This is a genomic window from Paenibacillus sp. JT22N12, from assembly GCF_056269365.1.
Genome location: NZ_JBWDNU010000010.1, coordinates 14,141 through 31,734, shown reverse-complemented (window position 1 = coordinate 31,734; position 17,594 = coordinate 14,141). Strand labels below are relative to the sequence as shown.

Annotated in this window: 14 protein-coding genes; 4 read left to right on the top strand and 10 right to left on the bottom strand. The window is 54.0% G+C overall.

Annotated features, from left to right (window positions below; translation table 11 throughout):
• Positions 1-314 precede the first annotated feature (314 nt).
• From aceB to AC0YOA_RS27855, 3 genes are all read right to left on the bottom strand, one after another.
• Entirely contained in the window at positions 315-1,919 is a 1,605-nt protein-coding gene (gene aceB / locus AC0YOA_RS27865; RefSeq protein ID WP_475789409.1) for a malate synthase A, read from the bottom strand.
• A 34-nt stretch (positions 1,920-1,953) separates the two neighbouring features.
• Positions 1,954-3,399 (bottom strand): NAD-dependent malic enzyme, encoded by a 1,446-nt coding sequence (locus AC0YOA_RS27860; RefSeq protein WP_210038129.1) that lies wholly within the window; start codon positions 3,397-3,399, stop codon positions 1,954-1,956.
• A gap of 183 nt (positions 3,400-3,582) precedes the next feature.
• Positions 3,583-4,332 (bottom strand): IclR family transcriptional regulator, encoded by a 750-nt coding sequence (locus tag AC0YOA_RS27855; protein WP_475789408.1) that lies wholly within the window; start codon positions 4,330-4,332, stop codon positions 3,583-3,585.
• A 407-nt stretch (positions 4,333-4,739) separates the two neighbouring features.
• On the opposite strand from AC0YOA_RS27855, the gene AC0YOA_RS27850 reads away from it, so the two are divergent.
• Positions 4,740-5,903 carry an iron-containing alcohol dehydrogenase gene (locus AC0YOA_RS27850; RefSeq protein WP_475789407.1) on the top strand — a complete coding sequence of 388 codons (1,164 nt, stop codon included), beginning with the start codon at positions 4,740-4,742 and terminating at the stop codon, positions 5,901-5,903.
• A gap of 580 nt (positions 5,904-6,483) precedes the next feature.
• On the opposite strand, the gene AC0YOA_RS27845 is transcribed toward AC0YOA_RS27850, so the two are convergent.
• From AC0YOA_RS27845 to AC0YOA_RS27835, 3 genes are all read right to left on the bottom strand, one after another.
• The gene (locus AC0YOA_RS27845) at positions 6,484-8,073 is read right to left on the bottom strand and encodes a peptide chain release factor 3 (protein ID WP_210038124.1); all 1,590 of its coding nucleotides are present in this window, start codon (positions 8,071-8,073) and stop codon (positions 6,484-6,486) included.
• Between the two features lie 126 nt (positions 8,074-8,199).
• Positions 8,200-9,756: a glucose-6-phosphate dehydrogenase gene (gene zwf / locus AC0YOA_RS27840; protein ID WP_210038123.1), complete on the bottom strand. Its 1,557-nt coding sequence runs from the start codon at positions 9,754-9,756 to the stop codon at positions 8,200-8,202.
• 136 nt (positions 9,757-9,892) lie between these two features.
• Positions 9,893-10,723, bottom strand: coding sequence for a YwmB family TATA-box binding protein (locus AC0YOA_RS27835; protein ID WP_475789406.1), 831 nt, complete (start codon positions 10,721-10,723; stop codon positions 9,893-9,895).
• Positions 10,724-10,810: 87 nt separating this feature from the next.
• Here AC0YOA_RS27835 and AC0YOA_RS27830 point away from each other — a divergent pair, with 87 nt between their 5' ends.
• Positions 10,811-11,218 (top strand): hypothetical protein, encoded by a 408-nt coding sequence (locus AC0YOA_RS27830; RefSeq protein WP_475789405.1) that lies wholly within the window; start codon positions 10,811-10,813, stop codon positions 11,216-11,218.
• A gap of 119 nt (positions 11,219-11,337) precedes the next feature.
• On the top strand, positions 11,338-12,615 hold the full coding sequence (locus tag AC0YOA_RS27825) for a hypothetical protein (protein ID WP_475789404.1): 1,278 nt from the start codon (positions 11,338-11,340) through the stop codon (positions 12,613-12,615).
• A 147-nt stretch (positions 12,616-12,762) separates the two neighbouring features.
• Here the strand turns inward: AC0YOA_RS27825 and AC0YOA_RS27820 are convergent, their stop codons facing one another.
• Positions 12,763-14,076 (bottom strand): molybdopterin molybdotransferase MoeA, encoded by a 1,314-nt coding sequence (locus AC0YOA_RS27820; RefSeq protein WP_475789403.1) that lies wholly within the window; start codon positions 14,074-14,076, stop codon positions 12,763-12,765.
• Positions 14,077-14,255: 179 nt separating this feature from the next.
• Between AC0YOA_RS27820 and mobB the strand changes: the two genes are divergently transcribed.
• Entirely contained in the window at positions 14,256-14,867 is a 612-nt protein-coding gene (gene mobB / locus AC0YOA_RS27815) for a molybdopterin-guanine dinucleotide biosynthesis protein B (protein WP_475789402.1), read from the top strand.
• A gap of 133 nt (positions 14,868-15,000) precedes the next feature.
• Here mobB and AC0YOA_RS27810 read toward each other — a convergent pair whose 3' ends face one another.
• From AC0YOA_RS27810 to AC0YOA_RS27800, 3 genes are all read right to left on the bottom strand, one after another.
• Complete coding sequence (locus AC0YOA_RS27810; RefSeq protein WP_210038118.1) at positions 15,001-15,678, bottom strand: response regulator; 678 nt, start codon at positions 15,676-15,678, stop codon at positions 15,001-15,003.
• A gap of 21 nt (positions 15,679-15,699) precedes the next feature.
• On the bottom strand, positions 15,700-16,785 hold the full coding sequence (locus tag AC0YOA_RS27805) for a sensor histidine kinase (protein WP_379113911.1): 1,086 nt from the start codon (positions 16,783-16,785) through the stop codon (positions 15,700-15,702).
• Between the two features lie 89 nt (positions 16,786-16,874).
• A complete protein-coding gene (locus AC0YOA_RS27800; RefSeq protein ID WP_210038117.1) occupies positions 16,875-17,594 on the bottom strand; it encodes a PspA/IM30 family protein in 720 nt (239 codons plus the stop codon).

Below are 17,594 nucleotides of genomic sequence, written 5' to 3'. Positions count from 1 at the left end.
GAAATTTCTCCGTGCTGCAAGGGCTGCATGTGGTCAACCGACCGCCGTCATGCAGCGAAACACCACGCGCGGCGAGCTGCCCGAGGTGCGAGAAGCGATCCCTGTCGCTTCCCGCGCCCGCTGCCTGCGCTGCTTAACATATACAGGCGGAGCGCATTTTCACGCTCCGCCTGATAAACATGTTCCAGCGCCGCTTGCTGTCATCGGCCGCCAAGACGCTGCACCAGAGAAACCAGATGAAGGGATATCTGTTTCAGGTCTGCAAGTTCATGCCTCTAAAACTATCCTTCTTGCCGATTCCCCTACCTGCTGTCCTACAAATAACGATAACCGGGCAGTGTCAGAAACTCCTCGAAATCCTCCGCTTCGCTCATCTCGGCGAACAAGCGGCTGGCCACGTCGAATTTTCCGCTCTCATAAGCGCTTTCCCCGATTTTCGTACGGATTGCCTGCAGCTCCTCGTCAATCAAGGTACGGGTCAGTTCAACCGTTATGCGGCGTCCGTTGCTGAGAACGCCTTGGGGATGCTTGATCCACTGCCATACCTGCGCCCGTGAAATCTCAGCCGTCGCCGCATCCTCCATCAGGTTATTGATCGGTACGGCACCGATTCCCCGGAGCCATGCCTCGATATACTGGATGCCGACGCTGATATTGGTACGCAGCCCGGTCTCGGTAATATCGCCGGCAGCCGGAGTGAGCAGATCGTTTGCCGTAATAGTGACATCCAGCTGCTTGGACACCTGGTTGGCTTCCGGCATCAGCTCGTCGAATACCGAGAGCGCTATCGGCACGAGGCCGGGATGCGCCACCCATGTGCCGTCATGGCCATCCGAGGCTTCCCGCCATTTGTCCGCTCTGACCTTGCCAAGCGCTTCTTCATTGGCTTCAGGGTTATTCTTGATGGGAATTTGCGCCGCCATCCCGCCCATGCAGTGAGCGCCGCGTTTATGGCAGGTTTGGATCGCCAGCAGCGAGTAGGAGCGCATGAAAGGAACCGTCATCGTCACAACGCTGCGATCAGGCAGGATGATGTGCGGCTGCTTGCGCAGTTTTTTGATGTAGCTGAAAATATAATCCCAACGGCCGCAGTTGAGCGCCGCGATATGCTCTTTCAACTCATACAGGATCTCATCCATCTCAAAAGCCGCCATGATCGTCTCGATCAGAACCGTTACCTTGACGGTTCCCTGCGGAATACCCAGCGTCTGCTGCGCCTGAACGAATACGTCATTCCATAAACGGGCCTCCTGATGGCTTTCCAGCTTCGGAAGGTAGAAATAAGGACCGCTGCCGCGGGCCAGCAGCTCTCTGGCATTATGATAGAAATAAAGACCGAAGTCGAACAGGCTTGCCGATACCTCCTGGCCATCCACCAGCATATGCTTCTCCGTCATATGCCAGCCTCTCGGGCGGGCAATCAGTACAGCAACCTGTTCGTTCAGCTTGTAAGCTTTTCCTTCCGGACTCACAAAGTCGATGCTTTTGCGAATCGCGTCACGAAGGTTGATTTGACCGCCGATTGAATTATCCCAGGTCGGGGAATTCGCATCCTCGAAATCGGTCATGAAGGCCTTGGCGCCCGAGTTAAGCGCATTGATAACCATTTTCCGGTCGCCGGAAGGCCCGGTTATTTCCACACGGCGGTCCTGAAGATCGGCAGGCACGGAGGTGATTTTCCAATCTCCCTGCCTGATGGCAAGCGTCTCGGGAAGAAAATCAGGCAGCTCGCCCGCATCAATCCGTTTCTGCCGCTCAATGCGGACCTTCAACAGCTCTTCGCGCTTACCGTTGAACGACCGGTGCAGCTCGGCGACGAAGCCCAGCGCCTCAGGGGTCAGGATTTCAAGCTGTTCCGGGGTCAGGTCGGCGGTCAGTTGAATCCCTGCATTTTGCAAAGCCTGGTTGTTAGCATTCATGTGTTCTCACGTTCCTCTCTGATTTGAAATCATTTTAGAAAACCTCATCGGCCGCGACCGGCTGGCGGGCCGACTGCTGCAGCTCACGCGGTATCCGATTCGCAGCGCCGGTGCGGATAGCCGCCTCGATCACAGCATCCCGTACACGCGGAACCACCTTGTCATTGAAAATACTTGGGATGATATACTGTTTGCCCAGCTCGTCATCGCTTACGATGGCGGCAATGGCATAGGCGGCTGCCAGCTTCATTTCCTCATTGATTACCTTGGCCCGGCAGTCCAGCGCCCCGCGGAAAATGCCGGGGAAGCACAATACATTATTAATCTGATTCGGATAATCGCTTCGACCCGTTGCCAGTACCGCAACCAGCGGCTCCGCAACCTCCGGATCGATCTCCGGCTCCGGATTAGCCATCGCAAAGACGATCGGTTCAGGGGCCATGCGCCTGACATCGTCCGGCTTAAGCAGATTGGCTCGGGACACGCCGATGAAGACGTCAGCTCCATCAATCACATCGGACAGCGAGCCGCGCTTGCTTTTCGGATTCGTCTTGGCGGCAATCCGCTTATGCGCCGGATGGTCATCATGCTCGCCGGCGATCAGAGCGCCTGCTTGATCCACCGCCACAAGCTCGGTCACTCCAGCCGCCAGCAGCATATCGATGCAAGCCGCACCGGCCGCACCGACGCCGCAGACGACCACCGATACCTCCTCGATGCGTTTGCCGGTGAGGCGAAGCGCATTCAACAGACCCGCCAGCAGCACGACAGCCGTACCGTGCTGGTCGTCATGGAAGACCGGAATATCGAGCTCCTCCTGCAGGCGCCGCTCAATCTCGAAGCAGCGCGGCGAGCTGATATCCTCCAGATTAATGCCCCCGAACATCGGCGACATCGCTTTGACAATCGAAATTATTTCCTCTGTATCCTTTGTCGCCAGGCAAATCGGGAACGCATCCACATCGGCAAATTGTTTAAACAGCACCGCTTTACCTTCCATCACCGGGATAGCCGCTTCCGGCCCAATGTCCCCAAGGCCCAGCACTGCGGTGCCATCCGTGACAACCGCTACCAAATTGCGTTTCGCGGTGAGGGTAAACACCTTGGACGGATCGTCGCGTATCGCCATGCATACCCTGGCCACCCCAGGTGTGTAAACGCGGGAGAGATCCTCCCTGTTCTTGATAGGGATCTTGGGAGTGACTTGAATTTTGCCGCCCAGATGAGCCAGAAAGGTGCTGTCCGACTCGTTCACGATCCGAAGGCCGGGAAGAGCCCGGAGCGCGCCGGCAAGCTGTTCGTGTACGTCTACATTCAACTGCACGGTAATGTCGCGGACCGTTACATCCCTGGAAGCGCGGATCACGTCGACTGCGACAATATCGCCGCCTCCTTGATGTACAACTGCAGCGATATCACTGAACTTGATGAGCGACAAATCCATCTCAATACGAAAAATAATCGTTGTGCTGATCGCCATCGACTGCTGTACACCTCCTGTTGTTCATTATTATGAACAACGTTTATTATTATGATTGAGATTATTCTTTCATATATCCTACTCTCTGTCAATATAAAAAAAAGATCCCTTTTCCGGGGGCGTTTCCGAAAATGGGATCCGCGGGCTCGCCTGCAACCACCATGCGCCTGCCTCGCGAGCGCCTCAGACGGCAATGGACAGCAGCTGGGCGAGGGCCTTAATCTCGCGTATGGCTTCCATCTTCTTGCCTTCCCAATGGTGAATGGGCATGGAGCAGCTGATCGCTGCGGCAGCCTGCCGGCTGCGGTCGAATATGGGCGCGGCTACGCAGCAGAAGCCCATAACCCCTTCCTGAATATCCATGGAGCACCCGCTTGCGCGTACCTCCTCCAGCTCTTTGAGCAGCGCTTCGCGCGAACCGATTGTATGCACCGTGATCTTGCTGAGCGTCTCCTGCGGCAGGATTGCCCGCACCTCCTCCTCGCTCCTGAAGGCCAGCAGCGACTTGCCAAGCCCGGTCGCATGGGCGGGGAAGCGAATGCCGGCGCCCGATACCATCTGCACCGGGGATGGCGCTTCGACCTTCGCCAGATACTGCACATCCCCGCCGTCCAGCCTCGCCAGCTGGATGGACTCCTGCAGCCGGCGGACAACCGGCTCCGCATTGCGCTTGAATTGGTCGATCAGATCATATTGGCGGAAGTAAGCGCCTCCGAAATCGCCCATGACGCTCCCTAGCGCGTAGGTTTCGTTCCGGTCGCGGTCAATCCACCGCAGCCGCTCCAGCGTGCTGAGCAGCGAAAACAGCGTGCTTTTGCTAATTTCAAGCCTTCTGGAGAGATCCGACAGCTTCCATACATACGGCTCCTCCGCGAGAAGCGCCATAACGGCATGTGCTCGGTCAAGAGCCGGCACAGCATATTTTTGATTCATAATCTCGTTCCCTCTTTCTTCCGTCTCATCTCTAACGCTGTACACTCTGTATGCTATCCTTGCATGATGGGCATTCGCTCATTCATACAGATTAAATAGGCGAATAAATTATAAACCCTTGTTCCGTATTTCGAACAAAGTCATCGTATCATGCCGGCCCAGTTCAGTCAATTCGCCTTCTTGAACTTGAATTGCGATTTTTCCAAGAAATAGACAGTCTTCGGCGGTGCAGCCTGGTTTCTCCCCTCAGAAATATAAGCAGCGCATCATGAAATTTTATACGTTCATATATTTTAAGACATTCACAGCTTCTTAAGATGTAATCTGGATGAACGCTCAGGTATAATAATAAATGCTGGGGAATGCTACATATAAAATTCCAAAATCATTCAGGAGGAGATCGAATTATGAACACATTCGTTTACCATAATCCAACCCGGCTGGTTTTCGGCAAGGGGACGCTTGAGAGACTCTCTGATCTGGTCAAGCCGTACGGAAGCAAGATACTTGTCGTTTACGGAGGAGGCAGCATCAAACGCAATGGCATCTACGATAGCGTCATGCAGCAGCTCCGCAGCATCGGTGCCGAAATTCACGAGCTCGGCGGCGTGGAGCCCAACCCGCGGCATACCACGGTGAACAAAGGTGCGGATTTGTGCAAGAAGGAAGGCATTGAGTTCATCCTTGCCGTCGGCGGAGGAAGCGTCATCGATTGCGTAAAAGCCATTTCGGTCGGAGCCAAATATGACGGCGATGCCTGGGATATCGTCACACGCAAAGCTGAGCCGAAGGCCGCAGTTCCTTTTGGAACCGTGTTGACGCTCGCCGCAACCGGCTCCGAAATGAATAGCGGCTCCGTCATTACCAATTGGGAAACACAGGAGAAATACGGATGGGGCAGCAATTTGACTTATCCGCAATTTTCCATCCTTGATCCCGAATCCACCAGCTCCGTACCCAAGGACCATACGATCTACGGCATCGCGGACATCATGTCTCATCTGTTCGAGCACTATTTCAACCATACCGCTAACGCACCGATCCAGTCGGCGTTTGTTGAGTCCCTGCTGCGCATCGTAATTGATGCGGCACCCAGACTGATCTCCGACCTGCACAGCTACGAGCAGCGCGAAACGATTTTGTACAGCGGCACGATGGCCCTGAATGGCATGCTCTCCATGGGCACAGTCGGCGACTGGGCCAGCCATAATATCGAGCATGCGGTCAGCGCAGTCTATGATATCCCGCATGGCGGAGGACTTGCCATCTTGTTCCCGAACTGGATGGGGCATGTTCTGGATGCCGGCGTTCCCCGCTTCAAGCAATTTGCCGTAAATGTGTTTGGAGTCGATCCTGCTGGCAAATCCGACCGTGAAACCGCGCTTGAAGGCATACAGGCGCTCCGCGCCTTCTGGAACTCGATCGGCGCCCCAAGCCGGCTGGCTGATTACGGAATCGGCGACGACAAGCTTGACATCATGGTCGACAAAGCGATGATTAACGGTCCTTTCGGCAACTTCAAGAAGCTGGACCGCGAGGATGTCCGGGCTATTTACGTGAGCTCCCTGTAAGAGTTCTTTCATAAGATTCGGCAGTATTTGGAAATATGTAGTTTTTAAATATTATTTTTGCGAAAAAGAAAACTTGCACACCATTGTGCAAGTTTTCTTTTTTTATTAACAGCCCATGAAGAGGACGCCCCCATTAAACTCCGATCGCCCTGCGACAAGATCTGACTTCCAAAAAAACACCCCCCTGGATTCGGAATCCAGAGGGGATGAGACGACTGTTATCATTTGACGAAGCCAAAGCTATTCTTAAATGTGGTTTCCCGCATTATTCGATGACCGGTTACCGGCCGCACTGATCAAGAGGATGATGGCACTAATGATATGCATAATCATCCCGACAATAGGAATCCATGCAATCAAGGAAGTCACAATTCCCACTATGCTTCCGATCTTCCCTGAACGCTCTCTGAAACAGAAGAACAAGGTAACTAGATGCAGCACAAACATAAAGACCAACGGGGAATAGGACATTGAGATAACGAATATACCCCCGATAATCGGAATTCCCAGACACGCTTCCAATATCGCGGATATAAATCGCAAGACCCGTGAAATTTTCATTGGCAGCTTCACCCCCAATCTATGGCGCCATCTCCAGAAACTTGGATGTCGGATTCTTATCTATCGCGGTACGCATGGCATACTCATTCTCGAATAAAGCGACGTAATTATCCTTCTTATCCTTAACCAGCGAAGAGTTGATCCGGAATTTGGAAGGGTCGATCTTGTCATCTACAATCCAGCGGGCAAATTGGAACTGCATCCGGTGAAGCTGAATCTCCACACCGTACTCCGCTCTCATCCGGTATTCAAAAACCTCAAACTGCAGCTGGCCGACCACACCCAGAATCGTTTCGTCAAAACCGCTTGTGGAATGAAAGACCTGAATGGTCCCTTCTTCGGTCAGCTGGTCGATTCCCTTCTGGTACTGCTTGTGCTTCAAAGCGTTCTTGACGGTCACCTTGGCGAAAAGCTCCGGCGAGAAGGTTGGAAGCTCATCGAAGATAATCTCGCTTCCTTGGGAAAGCGAATCCCCAATCCGGAAAATGCCGGGATCGAATAGTCCAATAATATCGCCCGGATATGCCGATTCGACAATATCCCGGTCCTGAGCCAGAAACTGCTGCGGCTGCGCGAGCTTGATTTCTTTACCCACACGCGTGTGCCGAACGCTCATTCCGCGCTCGAAGCGGCCGGAGCAGATGCGCAGGAAGGCGATCCGGTCACGGTGAGCCGGGTTCATGTTGGCCTGGATTTTGAACACGTATCCGGAAAACTTCTCATTCGTCGGGTCAAGCGGCCCGTCTGTCGTATTGCGAGGCGTCGGGGACGGCGCAAGCTGCAGGAAGTTCTCCAGAAATGTCTGCACACCGAAATTGTTAACTGCACTGCCGAAAAACAGCGGCGTCAGTTCGCCGGCGCGTACTTTCTCAAAGTCGAACTGGTCGCCTGCAACATCTAGCAATTCGAGATCCTGAACGAGCTGGTTATGCAAATAATCGCCGGCCATCTCACGAATGATCGAATCATTGTAGTCATCCACTTTGCGCACAGAGATGCTGGAATGATCATCATTGCCCTTGAACAGCTCAACCTGGTTTTTCATCCGGTCATAGACGCCGCAGAGCTCACGCCCCATGCCTATCGGCCAGTTCATCGGGACCGCCCGGATACCGAGAACGCGTTCCAGTTCCTCCATCAAGTCAAAGGGGCTTTGGCCTTCGCGGTCCAGCTTGTTGATGAACGTAAAGATCGGAATTCCCCGCTTGCGGCAGACCTGAAACAGCTTGATCGTCTGCGCCTCGACGCCTTTGGCCACGTCGATAAGCATTACTGCGCTGTCCGCGGCAGTCAAGGTCCGGTAGGTGTCCTCACTGAAATCCTGATGGCCCGGGGTATCCAGAATATTGACCCGGTGCCCATTGTAGTCAAACTGCATGACGGAAGAGGTGACCGAAATACCACGCTGCTTCTCGATTTCCATCCAGTCGCTTGTTGCATGACGGCTTGCTTTACGCGCTTTAACCGTTCCGGCAAGACGTATTGCGCCACCGAACAGCAGCAGCTTCTCCGTCAAGGTAGTTTTCCCCGCATCCGGGTGGGAGATAATGGCGAAGGTCCGCCGCTTATCCACTTCTTGCTTGATTTCGTCCTTTAAACTTTTACTCATTACCCTGTTCCCTTCGTTTTTACGTAACGCTGCTTGCCTTCAACTAACATATGCAGCAAAGCATCGATCCGTAATATCACATAAGGATATTGGGACCGATGCGAGTGGACTTTTATGGTGAAACTACTATTTGGAGCTTCCCGATATCCAGATGACGTTATCCTCATCCTGACCGTTTACCGGCCACCAATGATACCCGTCCTCGGCAAGGAGCTTGTCCGTTTGCTCGGGTCCCCATGAACCGGCCGGGTAAAACTGCAGACTGTCGTCATCTTCTCTCCATGCCTCGGCGATCCGGTCAACGAACGACCAGGCCTGGGCCACTTCATCCCAACGGGTGAAGTAAGTCGACTCGCCGCGTGCAGCATCATAGATGAGACGTTCATAAGCCTCCGGCGTATTCAAGCCGACCTGGCAGCTTTGGCAGAACTCCATTGCAACCGGCTGTACAACATTGTCGACGCCCGGTTTTTTGGCATTGATTTTGATGTAGATGCCTTCCATCGGATTAACGCGGATGACGAGCAGGTTTGGTGAAAGATCATGGCGCCGAGCGAACAGAATATTGTCAGGCACGTTTTTGAATTCGATGACGATTTCCGTTGTCTTGACCGGAAGCCGTTTGCCGGTGCGGATGTAGAAGGGCACGCCGGCCCAGCGGAAATTATCCGCAAACACCCTGGCTGCAAAATAGGTCTCGGTTTTGGATTCCGGATTCACGGAATCTTCCTGCCGGTACCCGCTCAATGACTTCTCCTTGGCTGAGCCCTCTGAATATTGACCCCGTATAACATTCTGCTTCACTTCCTCACCGCTAGCGAAGCGGCGGAGCGAACGGAATACTTTAACCTTCTCATCGCGGATATCCTCGGGATGAAGCCTGCTCGGCGGCTCCATGGCAATCATCGCCAGCATCTGCAGCAAATGATTCTGCACCATGTCGCGCAGGGCGCCGGATTTATCATAATAGCCTCCCCGTTCTTCAACGCCGACGGTTTCGGACAATGTAATCTGCACATTGGCGATGTGCTTATTGTTCCAGAGCGGCTCGAAGAACGCGTTGGCAAAGCGGATAACCTCGATATTCTGAACCATTTCCTTGCCCAGGTAGTGGTCAATCCGGAAAATTTCCTCTTCCTTGAACACATGACTGAGCTGCTCGTTCAGCTCGCGGGCAGATTGCAAATCGTAACCGAACGGCTTCTCGATAACAAGACGGTTCCATCCCTTGGATTCCAGCAGGCCGCCATCACGCAGATTGAGCGATACCGGTCCAAACAGCTCAGGAGACAAGGCCAGATAGAACAGGCGGTTGCCTGGAATGTCGAATCTGGCGTCAAGCTCTTCCGTCAGGTTGTTCAGCGCCCGGAAGCCGTCCAGATTATTGATGTCGAGCGACATATAGACAAAATGCTGCGCAAATTTCTGCCAAGTCTCATCGTCGCCCTGCTTGTACCGGCAAAATTCGCCGATGGAATCATAAACGTCAGTACGAAATTCTTCATTCGTACGTGGTCTGCGGGCCAGTCCCACTACGGCGAAATCCTCGGCCAACTTGCCTTCTTTATATAAGCTGAAGAGCGCAGGAAAAAGCTTTCGCCGCGCTAAATCACCTGTAGCGCCAAACAAATAATAAACCGCGCCCGCTGCGGCAATTGATTCATGGTTGCTCACGTCGGTCATTCCTCATTCTCTCTTATGTATTTTTAAGCAGCAAAGCCGAATTCCTACATGGATCATGTTATGTAGTTTAGCATATCAGAACGAGAGATGCTATTCATCAGCCCATAAAAAAATCTGATCCTAGCCTCAATAAATCCTAATTCCCTGCGGAATAATCACCCGTTATGAGCGGCACTCCGATTACCAGCTCCCCTTCGTCCCCGGACAAAGAGTGGACCTGGGCAATCTGCATATTCACACTTTGAGTGCCGCTCATGATTTCCGAGCGCAGCTTCGGGCTCAAGTAGGTGACGCTCTGCGTATTTCCGTCATCATACGATTCGATTTGCTTGGCAGCAGCAAGCCTGGCGAATGCTTTCGCTGAAGCGCCCGCGGCAGGCATGGCGCGGACGGTAAAACTCCCCTTTAGCGGCACTTCCTCATCCACTGCCATCTCCTCGATTTCAGCGGCCGATGCTTTTATGATATCCAATTTGCTGCCTTTATCCGGCTGCAGCAAAATAATTAATTGCACGGGTGCCTTCCCGTCCGCTTGGATAGACGCTCCCTCGGATGGATTCTTCTGACGATCCGCCTGTTCCTGATACCAAATCGTAACGGCCGGGTTGTCCGTCCCGCCGCCAATTGATCCTTGATACGCATCGCCAAGCGGGGAGCTAATGGGCGACATTTCTACATCAAGCCTTTCCGCCAAATGATTGGCGGTGTCTGCAGCAGCTTCTCCATCCCAGCGAAATGTCCAGCCCGCCTGCTGCGCCCCCTCTGCGAATTCGCGGTCACCCCATCCCCAGAAGGCAGTTAAATCCGCGAGCAGATGGCTGCTCTCAAAACCACTAGGCTGATTCTGCCTGCTCTGCCATAGTCCTGCCGCTACCGCCAATGCGACGACAATCAGAGCGGCAAAAATGCCTGTCCGTTTTTTTAATTCGGGTCCTTGGTCCTTCTGCGTATGCGTCTTGACTCCCATGAACAAATTCCTCCTTAAGCATCAGCTTCAAAACGCGTCTGGAGTGGGTAAGTAACCATACACATCCGTACCTGGTTGAATACACTGTTGAAAAGCAATCAGGGAGGTATCAATCTAAGGATGGGATTCAGTTTCCCGCTTCATGAGGAGCATGTCAACCGATTTTGCGGAATGCCCGTATGCATTATCACCCACGATGGCAGTCGGCATGTCGGCATTTTGAGCAGATGCGAAGGCGGCAGGGTATATTTAAACGAAAGACCCGACCAACTGCTGAGCACTTCAGCAGAGTTACAGAGCGGACTCCTGAACGTACCTCATATATCCAAGAAAAAAGGCAAATCCACAAAATTGAAAACAAAGGCCGCAATCCCGCAGACAGCCAAGGCGCAAGTCAAAGCTTTCGGCCCGTACGGTTACGGATATGGCTACAATCCATTTATTGAATCATTTATTGATTTATCATTGATTGCGTTCTTGTTTCTTCTTATATAAGAATGTCAGAGCACCAGATGAATGGCCAGAAACAGACAGCCCGCGCGCCATCTTGCACAAAAGCCGCGAGGGCTGTCTTCTCTTGCAGGCGCTTAAAATATTCCCGGAGGTGATGGTTCATGATCGATCCTGTGTCACCGATTTCGCGTAATCAGCTTTATGCCGTGCAGCCAGCTATTGAGGCGGATCAATATCCATTTACATATGATGGAGAGACTTCTTCTTCTAACAGGGGCGGCTCTTTCCATAATAGCAGATCCTTCCAGATTCCGCCTCATGCAGGGAAAACAATGAAGCAAGCGGCTGATTTTGCCTCATCGTGGCTGAGACAGAGCTTCGAGCTGAGGGCTGCCGCCAATACGCTGGCTAACAAGAGCACCTCTGCTTTTGAGCAGCGTTCGGTTATTTCTACTGATCCTGATGCCGTAACGGGACAAGCCTCATTCGAAGCAAGCCGGGCCTCCTTCGAGGTTCAGGCACTTGCCATCGCCAAACCGCAGCATAATACCGGTTACGATCTGACCCGATCAGCGCCGTCTATTGTCAGCGCCGGAACCCATACCTTTGTTATAGCTGTTGATGGCCGTCAGCGTGTTATTGCCGTATCGGTCGGCACTTCCAGCAGCAACGCCGCTTCGCTTGGCAAGATCCGGGATGCACTCAACAGCGCTAAGTTCGGGATTACCGTGCTGGTTAAGGAAGATACGGCCGAAGGCATCGTCAGACTCGAGGCAGAAGCAGATAAGACAGGTGCGGAATATTCTTTTTCATTGACTGATCTTGGCGGCAGCGCGATTGCGGCAACCGGCATCGGCACTGTTGCGGTCCCCGGAACAAACGCGGTGTACCGCCTGAATGGCGACCAACCCCGGAATTCCCATAGCAACGAAATTCTGCTTCAGGACCGCAAGGCCTCCATTCAGCTCAGAGATACAACCAAATCTCCTGTGAAGATCAGTATCGGCTACAATGAGAAAGCCATATCTGAGCAGCTGACAGCTTTGTTAAATCAAGCCAACAAGCTTAATTCGGCCTATGACGACGCCTCCGATTATTTGAATAAATCGCTCAAGCAAAGCGTGGATCAGCCATTAAAAGAAGCTGCGTCGGCCCGTATCGGGATCTGGCAATCAGCCGCCGGTGAATGGAAATTGAATGAAAAAAAACTCAATGCGGTTATTGCCGGGCAGCCGGAAGAGGTTCGGCGGATCGTCACTGGGCTGGACGGAATTTCACCGCGACTGGCCAAGTCTCTGGCCCGCTTCGAGCAGCTGCCCACCGATGCCTTATTAAGCCCTTCCTCCCCGGAATTCCAATCCTTTATGGCCTATCAGGCCTCCATGCAGTCCTACCTGCAGCTGCAAATGAATGGAGTGCTCGTCAATTCCACCATTTGAAGAGTGAAAAGAACATGCAGGCGGTCCACCCCCAAATAGGTTATGTTAGAGATAAGTACATTAGTGAATTTTCACCGTGCGCAGCTCCCGGCGCGCGGTGCGGCGCTGCATGACGGCGGTCGGTCACATGCTGCCCTCAAGCGCCAGCTACAGAAGCAGCACATCAACAAGCGTGCCTGCACGCGGTCCTGACGGTCCGGCCGGAATCCGGATCAGCCCTTCCGCGTCCGGGATGGAAGCCATCATGCTCGACTTTCCGAAGGCAAGCGGATCGGCATGCAGCATTCCCTGATCCACATACAAGCGGGTCCGCACAAACCGCTCATGCGGAGAGCCTTTCTCATAGGAGGCAGCAAGCCTGGCCGTCATGGCCTTAGGCAGCGCTGCTTCCCTGGAGGCGCCCTGCATATGCTGAATCGCCGGCCGGACAAACAATTCGAAGCCTACGAAGCAGGCTCCGGGATTGCCTGACAAGGCGAGAAGCAGCTTGCCTTGTACAATGGCTGCGGAAGTCGGGCTTCCCGGGCGCATCGCCACTTTATTGAACAACAGCCTGTCACCTGCCCGTCCGGACCCTTCATTGGAAGGGTCTTTGTCAGGCTCACCGGGGCGAAGGCCGTGCATAACGGCGGCCATGATATCGTAGTCACCCACCGAGACGCCTCCGGTGGTTACCACGATATCCGCTTGGGCAAGCGCCGAAGCAAGCGCTTGGACGACCGTGGTCCGGTCGTCCGCAAGCCTTCCGAGCGGCAGCGCAACCGCGCCGCTCTGCTCCGCCATTGCCGCGACCATGGCGCTGTTGCTGTCGCGGATGCTGCCCGGCGCAAGCGGAGCCGCGACCGGCAGCAGCTCCGCGCCGGTTGCGAGCACCGCGACGCGCGGGCGCGCAAACACCGGCACATTGGCATAGCCGAATGTGCCGAGCAGAGCCAGATGGCCTGGCCGCAGCAGCGCGCCGGCCTCAGCAAGCAGGCTCCCCCGGCGGAATTCCTCGCCGGGCGGCGCAATGTTCTGGCCGGGCGCGGCGGCGCGTTTTACCCGCACCACCGGCTGCCCGCCCTCCCAGGCGTCCTCCGTCTGCTCCAGCATGACGACGGCGTCCGCCCCTTCGGGAACTGCCCCGCCGGTCATGATGCGCACGGCGGTTCCCCGCTCAACGGCCACCGGGGCAAGCTCCCCTGCGGCCACGGCGTAAACCACGCGCAGCGCCGCCGGAGCCTGTGGCGAGGCTTGCGCCGTATCGGCGCTGCGGACGGCATAACCGTCCAGTCCCGACCGCGCAAAGGGCGGCCAGTCGCAGCTTGCGCGCATCTGCTCCGACAGCCGCCGGCCGGCAGCCCGTTCAAGCGGCACGATTTCGTGCCCGCCAGGCCGGACTGCCTCAAGTACAAGACGCGCCGCTTCATCCACCTTCACCGCGCGCCTGTCAAATCGCGACGATCCCTGCAGGTCCTGCACAATCGTCCTCCTCCTGCTGCTGTCATCCAGGCTAGGCTGTATAATGATGACGCTACCAATTGATTTTGCCATGCATGCGTGCTAACCCTTCAATTGTATCATTACCGGCAGAACCGCTCCATAGCTGGAGCAGAAAAAGGGCTGTCCCGGCATTCGCAATATTATGATAAAGTAATGGTATGACAACTTCTAATTCGAATCCTTCCCGGACCACTTCGGTCTTTGTTTTGCAAATTGTCGGCTTCAAGAACAGCGGCAAAACTACATTAACCGCGGAAATGATCCGGCGCTTCAAAGGGCTTGGCTTCAAAGTCGGCACCGTCAAGCATGATGCCCATCATTTCACGATCGACACGCCGGGCACCGATACGTGGAAGCACCAGCAAGCCGGTGCGGATGTCACGGCTATCAGCTCGCCCGAGCGCAGCGCCATCATGAGAAACAGCCCGGAGCCGCTTCATGGGCTTTTGGCACAGATGGCCGATATGGATATCGTTTTTGTCGAAGGCTTCAAGCACGAGCTATATCCCAAGCTTGTTCTGCTGAAAGAACCGGAGGATATGAAGCTTCTGCTTACGCTTCATGCCGTAGCGGCCGCCGCAGTTTGGCCGTCATTTTGCATACCCACTGCGAATAGCGGTGTACCGTCGGATACTCCGCAACCGATTACCGATCATGTTTCCGCCGCACCGTCATTCTCTCTGGAAGAAGACCGGAAGTTGTTCCAGCTGGAGGATCTAAGCGGTATATTTCAATGGATTCATGCTCAATTGATGAAGCATCGTGAGTGAGAGTGAGTCAATACGGGGATGGGGCGATATCCTTGAGAATGGATAAAAGCCGCATCCCCAGCTAAACGGGAACGGCTTCCATGTTTTTCCTCACATGCGGTCACAGCTGCAATGCGGCACAGTCCAAAATTAATTAATCCGCCAACCCCTGCTTATGCGCATAAATCGCGGCTTGTGTACGATCATCCACGCCAAGCTTGGCAAAAATATTCGTTACATGAAATTTGACGGTCTTGATGCCGATAAACAGCGTTTCGGCAATCTCCTGGTTGGACTGTCCTCTGGCTACGCATTTCAATACATCCATTTCCCGCTCGGTCAGCTGCTCATGCGCAGGGCGCACCGAATCTGCCTTGGGCTGGCGAAAACGGTTCATCATCTTCGCGGCAACCTGCTGCTCCAGCACCGACTGCCCTCTTGCGGCAGCGCGGATCGCATCGGCGATTTCGTTTGCGCGCGAGGTTTTGAGCAGGTAGCTGAAGGCCCCTGCCTCTATAACCGGATACATTTTGCTGTCGTCCAGATAGCTGGTTAATACAATGACTTTACAGTCGGGATACAGTTCCAGCAGCTTGCGTGTCGTCTCGACCCCGTCCATCCCTTCCATAACCAGATCCATCAGAACAACATCCGGCTTATAGGCCTGGGCCAGACGGATGCCTTCCATGCCGTTGCTCGCTTCACCCACAACTTCGATGCCGTCCTCGGTATTAAGCACAGCAGCCAACCCAATTCTCACCATCTCGTGATCGTCAACAAGCAGCACTTTAATCGGTTGTTCCAATATATCCACTGAATTCGTCGCCTCCATCAAGGTGCGATTCCCCTCTCTTCATTGAACCGTAACCGGAACCTTAATGTCAATATGCACGCCTTGTCCGGGTGCAGAAGTCAGACGTATGGAACCCCCGAGCACATTGACGCGCTCTTCCATCGTCAGCAGCCCGTACGAAGTTTGTTTCTTCGCTTCCAGATCAAAGCCGACCCCATTGTCCTGAAAGGTGAGCTGCACATCATTTCCATAACCCTTCAGCCGAATCAGAACCTGCTCTGCCTTGGAATGTCGAAGCGTATTGGATAATGCCTCTTGAGCGATCCGGAACAGATGATCCTCCGCCTCGGAGTCGAGCATAATCGAATCATCCACTTCCAGCGTAATGTGCATCGGCACCTTCTGTTTCAACTCCTCGACCAGACTGTATAAAGCCTGCCCCAGGTTCTTGCCGTCCAGATGAATGGGCCGAAGATGCAGCAGCAGCGCTCTCATCTCGGATTGGGCGACAGATGCCATTTCTTCAATCAGCTGCACCTGGCGTTTCGCCCGCTCCCAATCCTTCTCCAAGGTACGGCTGACTGCCGTCGCCGTCATCGAAATCGCGAACAACTGCTGGCTGACCGCATCATGAAGCTCCCGCGCAAGCCGTTCCCGCTCCTGAATAACAGCCGAGAAGCGGACCTGCTCGGTCCATACTTCCTGATCCTTGGTCATTTCATCCACAGTTCCCGCTTCATGATCTACGGAAGGAAGCGTCACACGCTGCTTCTTCCGCCGCTGCTGATCGGTTAACCGTTTGATAGCGGCCCGCAGTTTAATTCCCTGCAGATAGCTGTAAACCGCAGCAGCAGCAAGTCCAACCCCAATCACGGAAAGACCGATAGCGGCCGCCTTCGTTTGCAGAGCGAACAGCTGCACATAGTTCGTTCCCTGCATGACCAGTACAATCAATCCAAGAATGACGAGCAGCCATATGACTGTCTCGGCGGCATTTCCCCGTTTACCCTGATCCCGGACTCCCTGAGGAATTCCGCCATCATTGCGCAGCATGGATGGAGCTTGACGCTGCCCTTCCGTATTCGCGCTTTCCGGTTTACGTGAATGGCCATCCGGCGGCAAATCCGCAGGCGACTTGTCAGCCATTAAAGGTTGCTCCTCTCTATGTAAAGAGCATAAAGACAAGCCACAGCCGGCGCTTCTTTTTGAAGCCCCGACTGCAGGTTTGTTTATGCTTATTCTTCTGTAACACTTGCTTTCTCAAGCGATGGCGAGGATGAAGAAGGGTTCAGCTTGTTTTTAAGCGCCTGCAGCTGCTCTTCCACCTTCAGTTGTTTCGAAGGATCCACGATCCCGGCAGAAGTGCTGCTGCCATGCGTGCTGAATGGAACGCGCATTACATCGGCTTCCGCTTCCAGCTGCATAATTTTCTCTTCCATCCGGCCAAAGCCGCGCGATGCATTTCCGCTTTCGATGGAATGAACGGTTGTTACCTGAGCCATTTGCTTCTTGGCTTTCGCCATTTGAGCGCGGGCCGCCAGTTCATTGCGTTTGTTGCGAAGCTGGTAGAACTCATCCTTCATGCCGTGCAGCTGCTGCATGAGCTCTTCTGCCTGCGCTTTTGCCCCGGCATGCATTTCACCATATTCCGTTACTTTTTGATCGAAGAAAATTTTCTCTTCCAGCAGCTTGCGGGCAAGCTCTTCCTGTTCGGCGCGAATGGCCGTTTCGGCTTTTGCCTCCCGGTCTGCCGCGCTGCGGACTGCTTCGTCCAGGCGCTGTTTCATGCGGCGCTCGTTGGCCATTTGCTTGGCGACGGTCAGCTCAGCCTGATGGATCTCGGCCTCCATATCCCGCAGATACTGATTCAGCATCACCACCGGATCCTCCATTTTATCCAAAAGCTCATGCATCGATGCCTTCGTCATATCTTTCATACGTTTAAATATACTCAT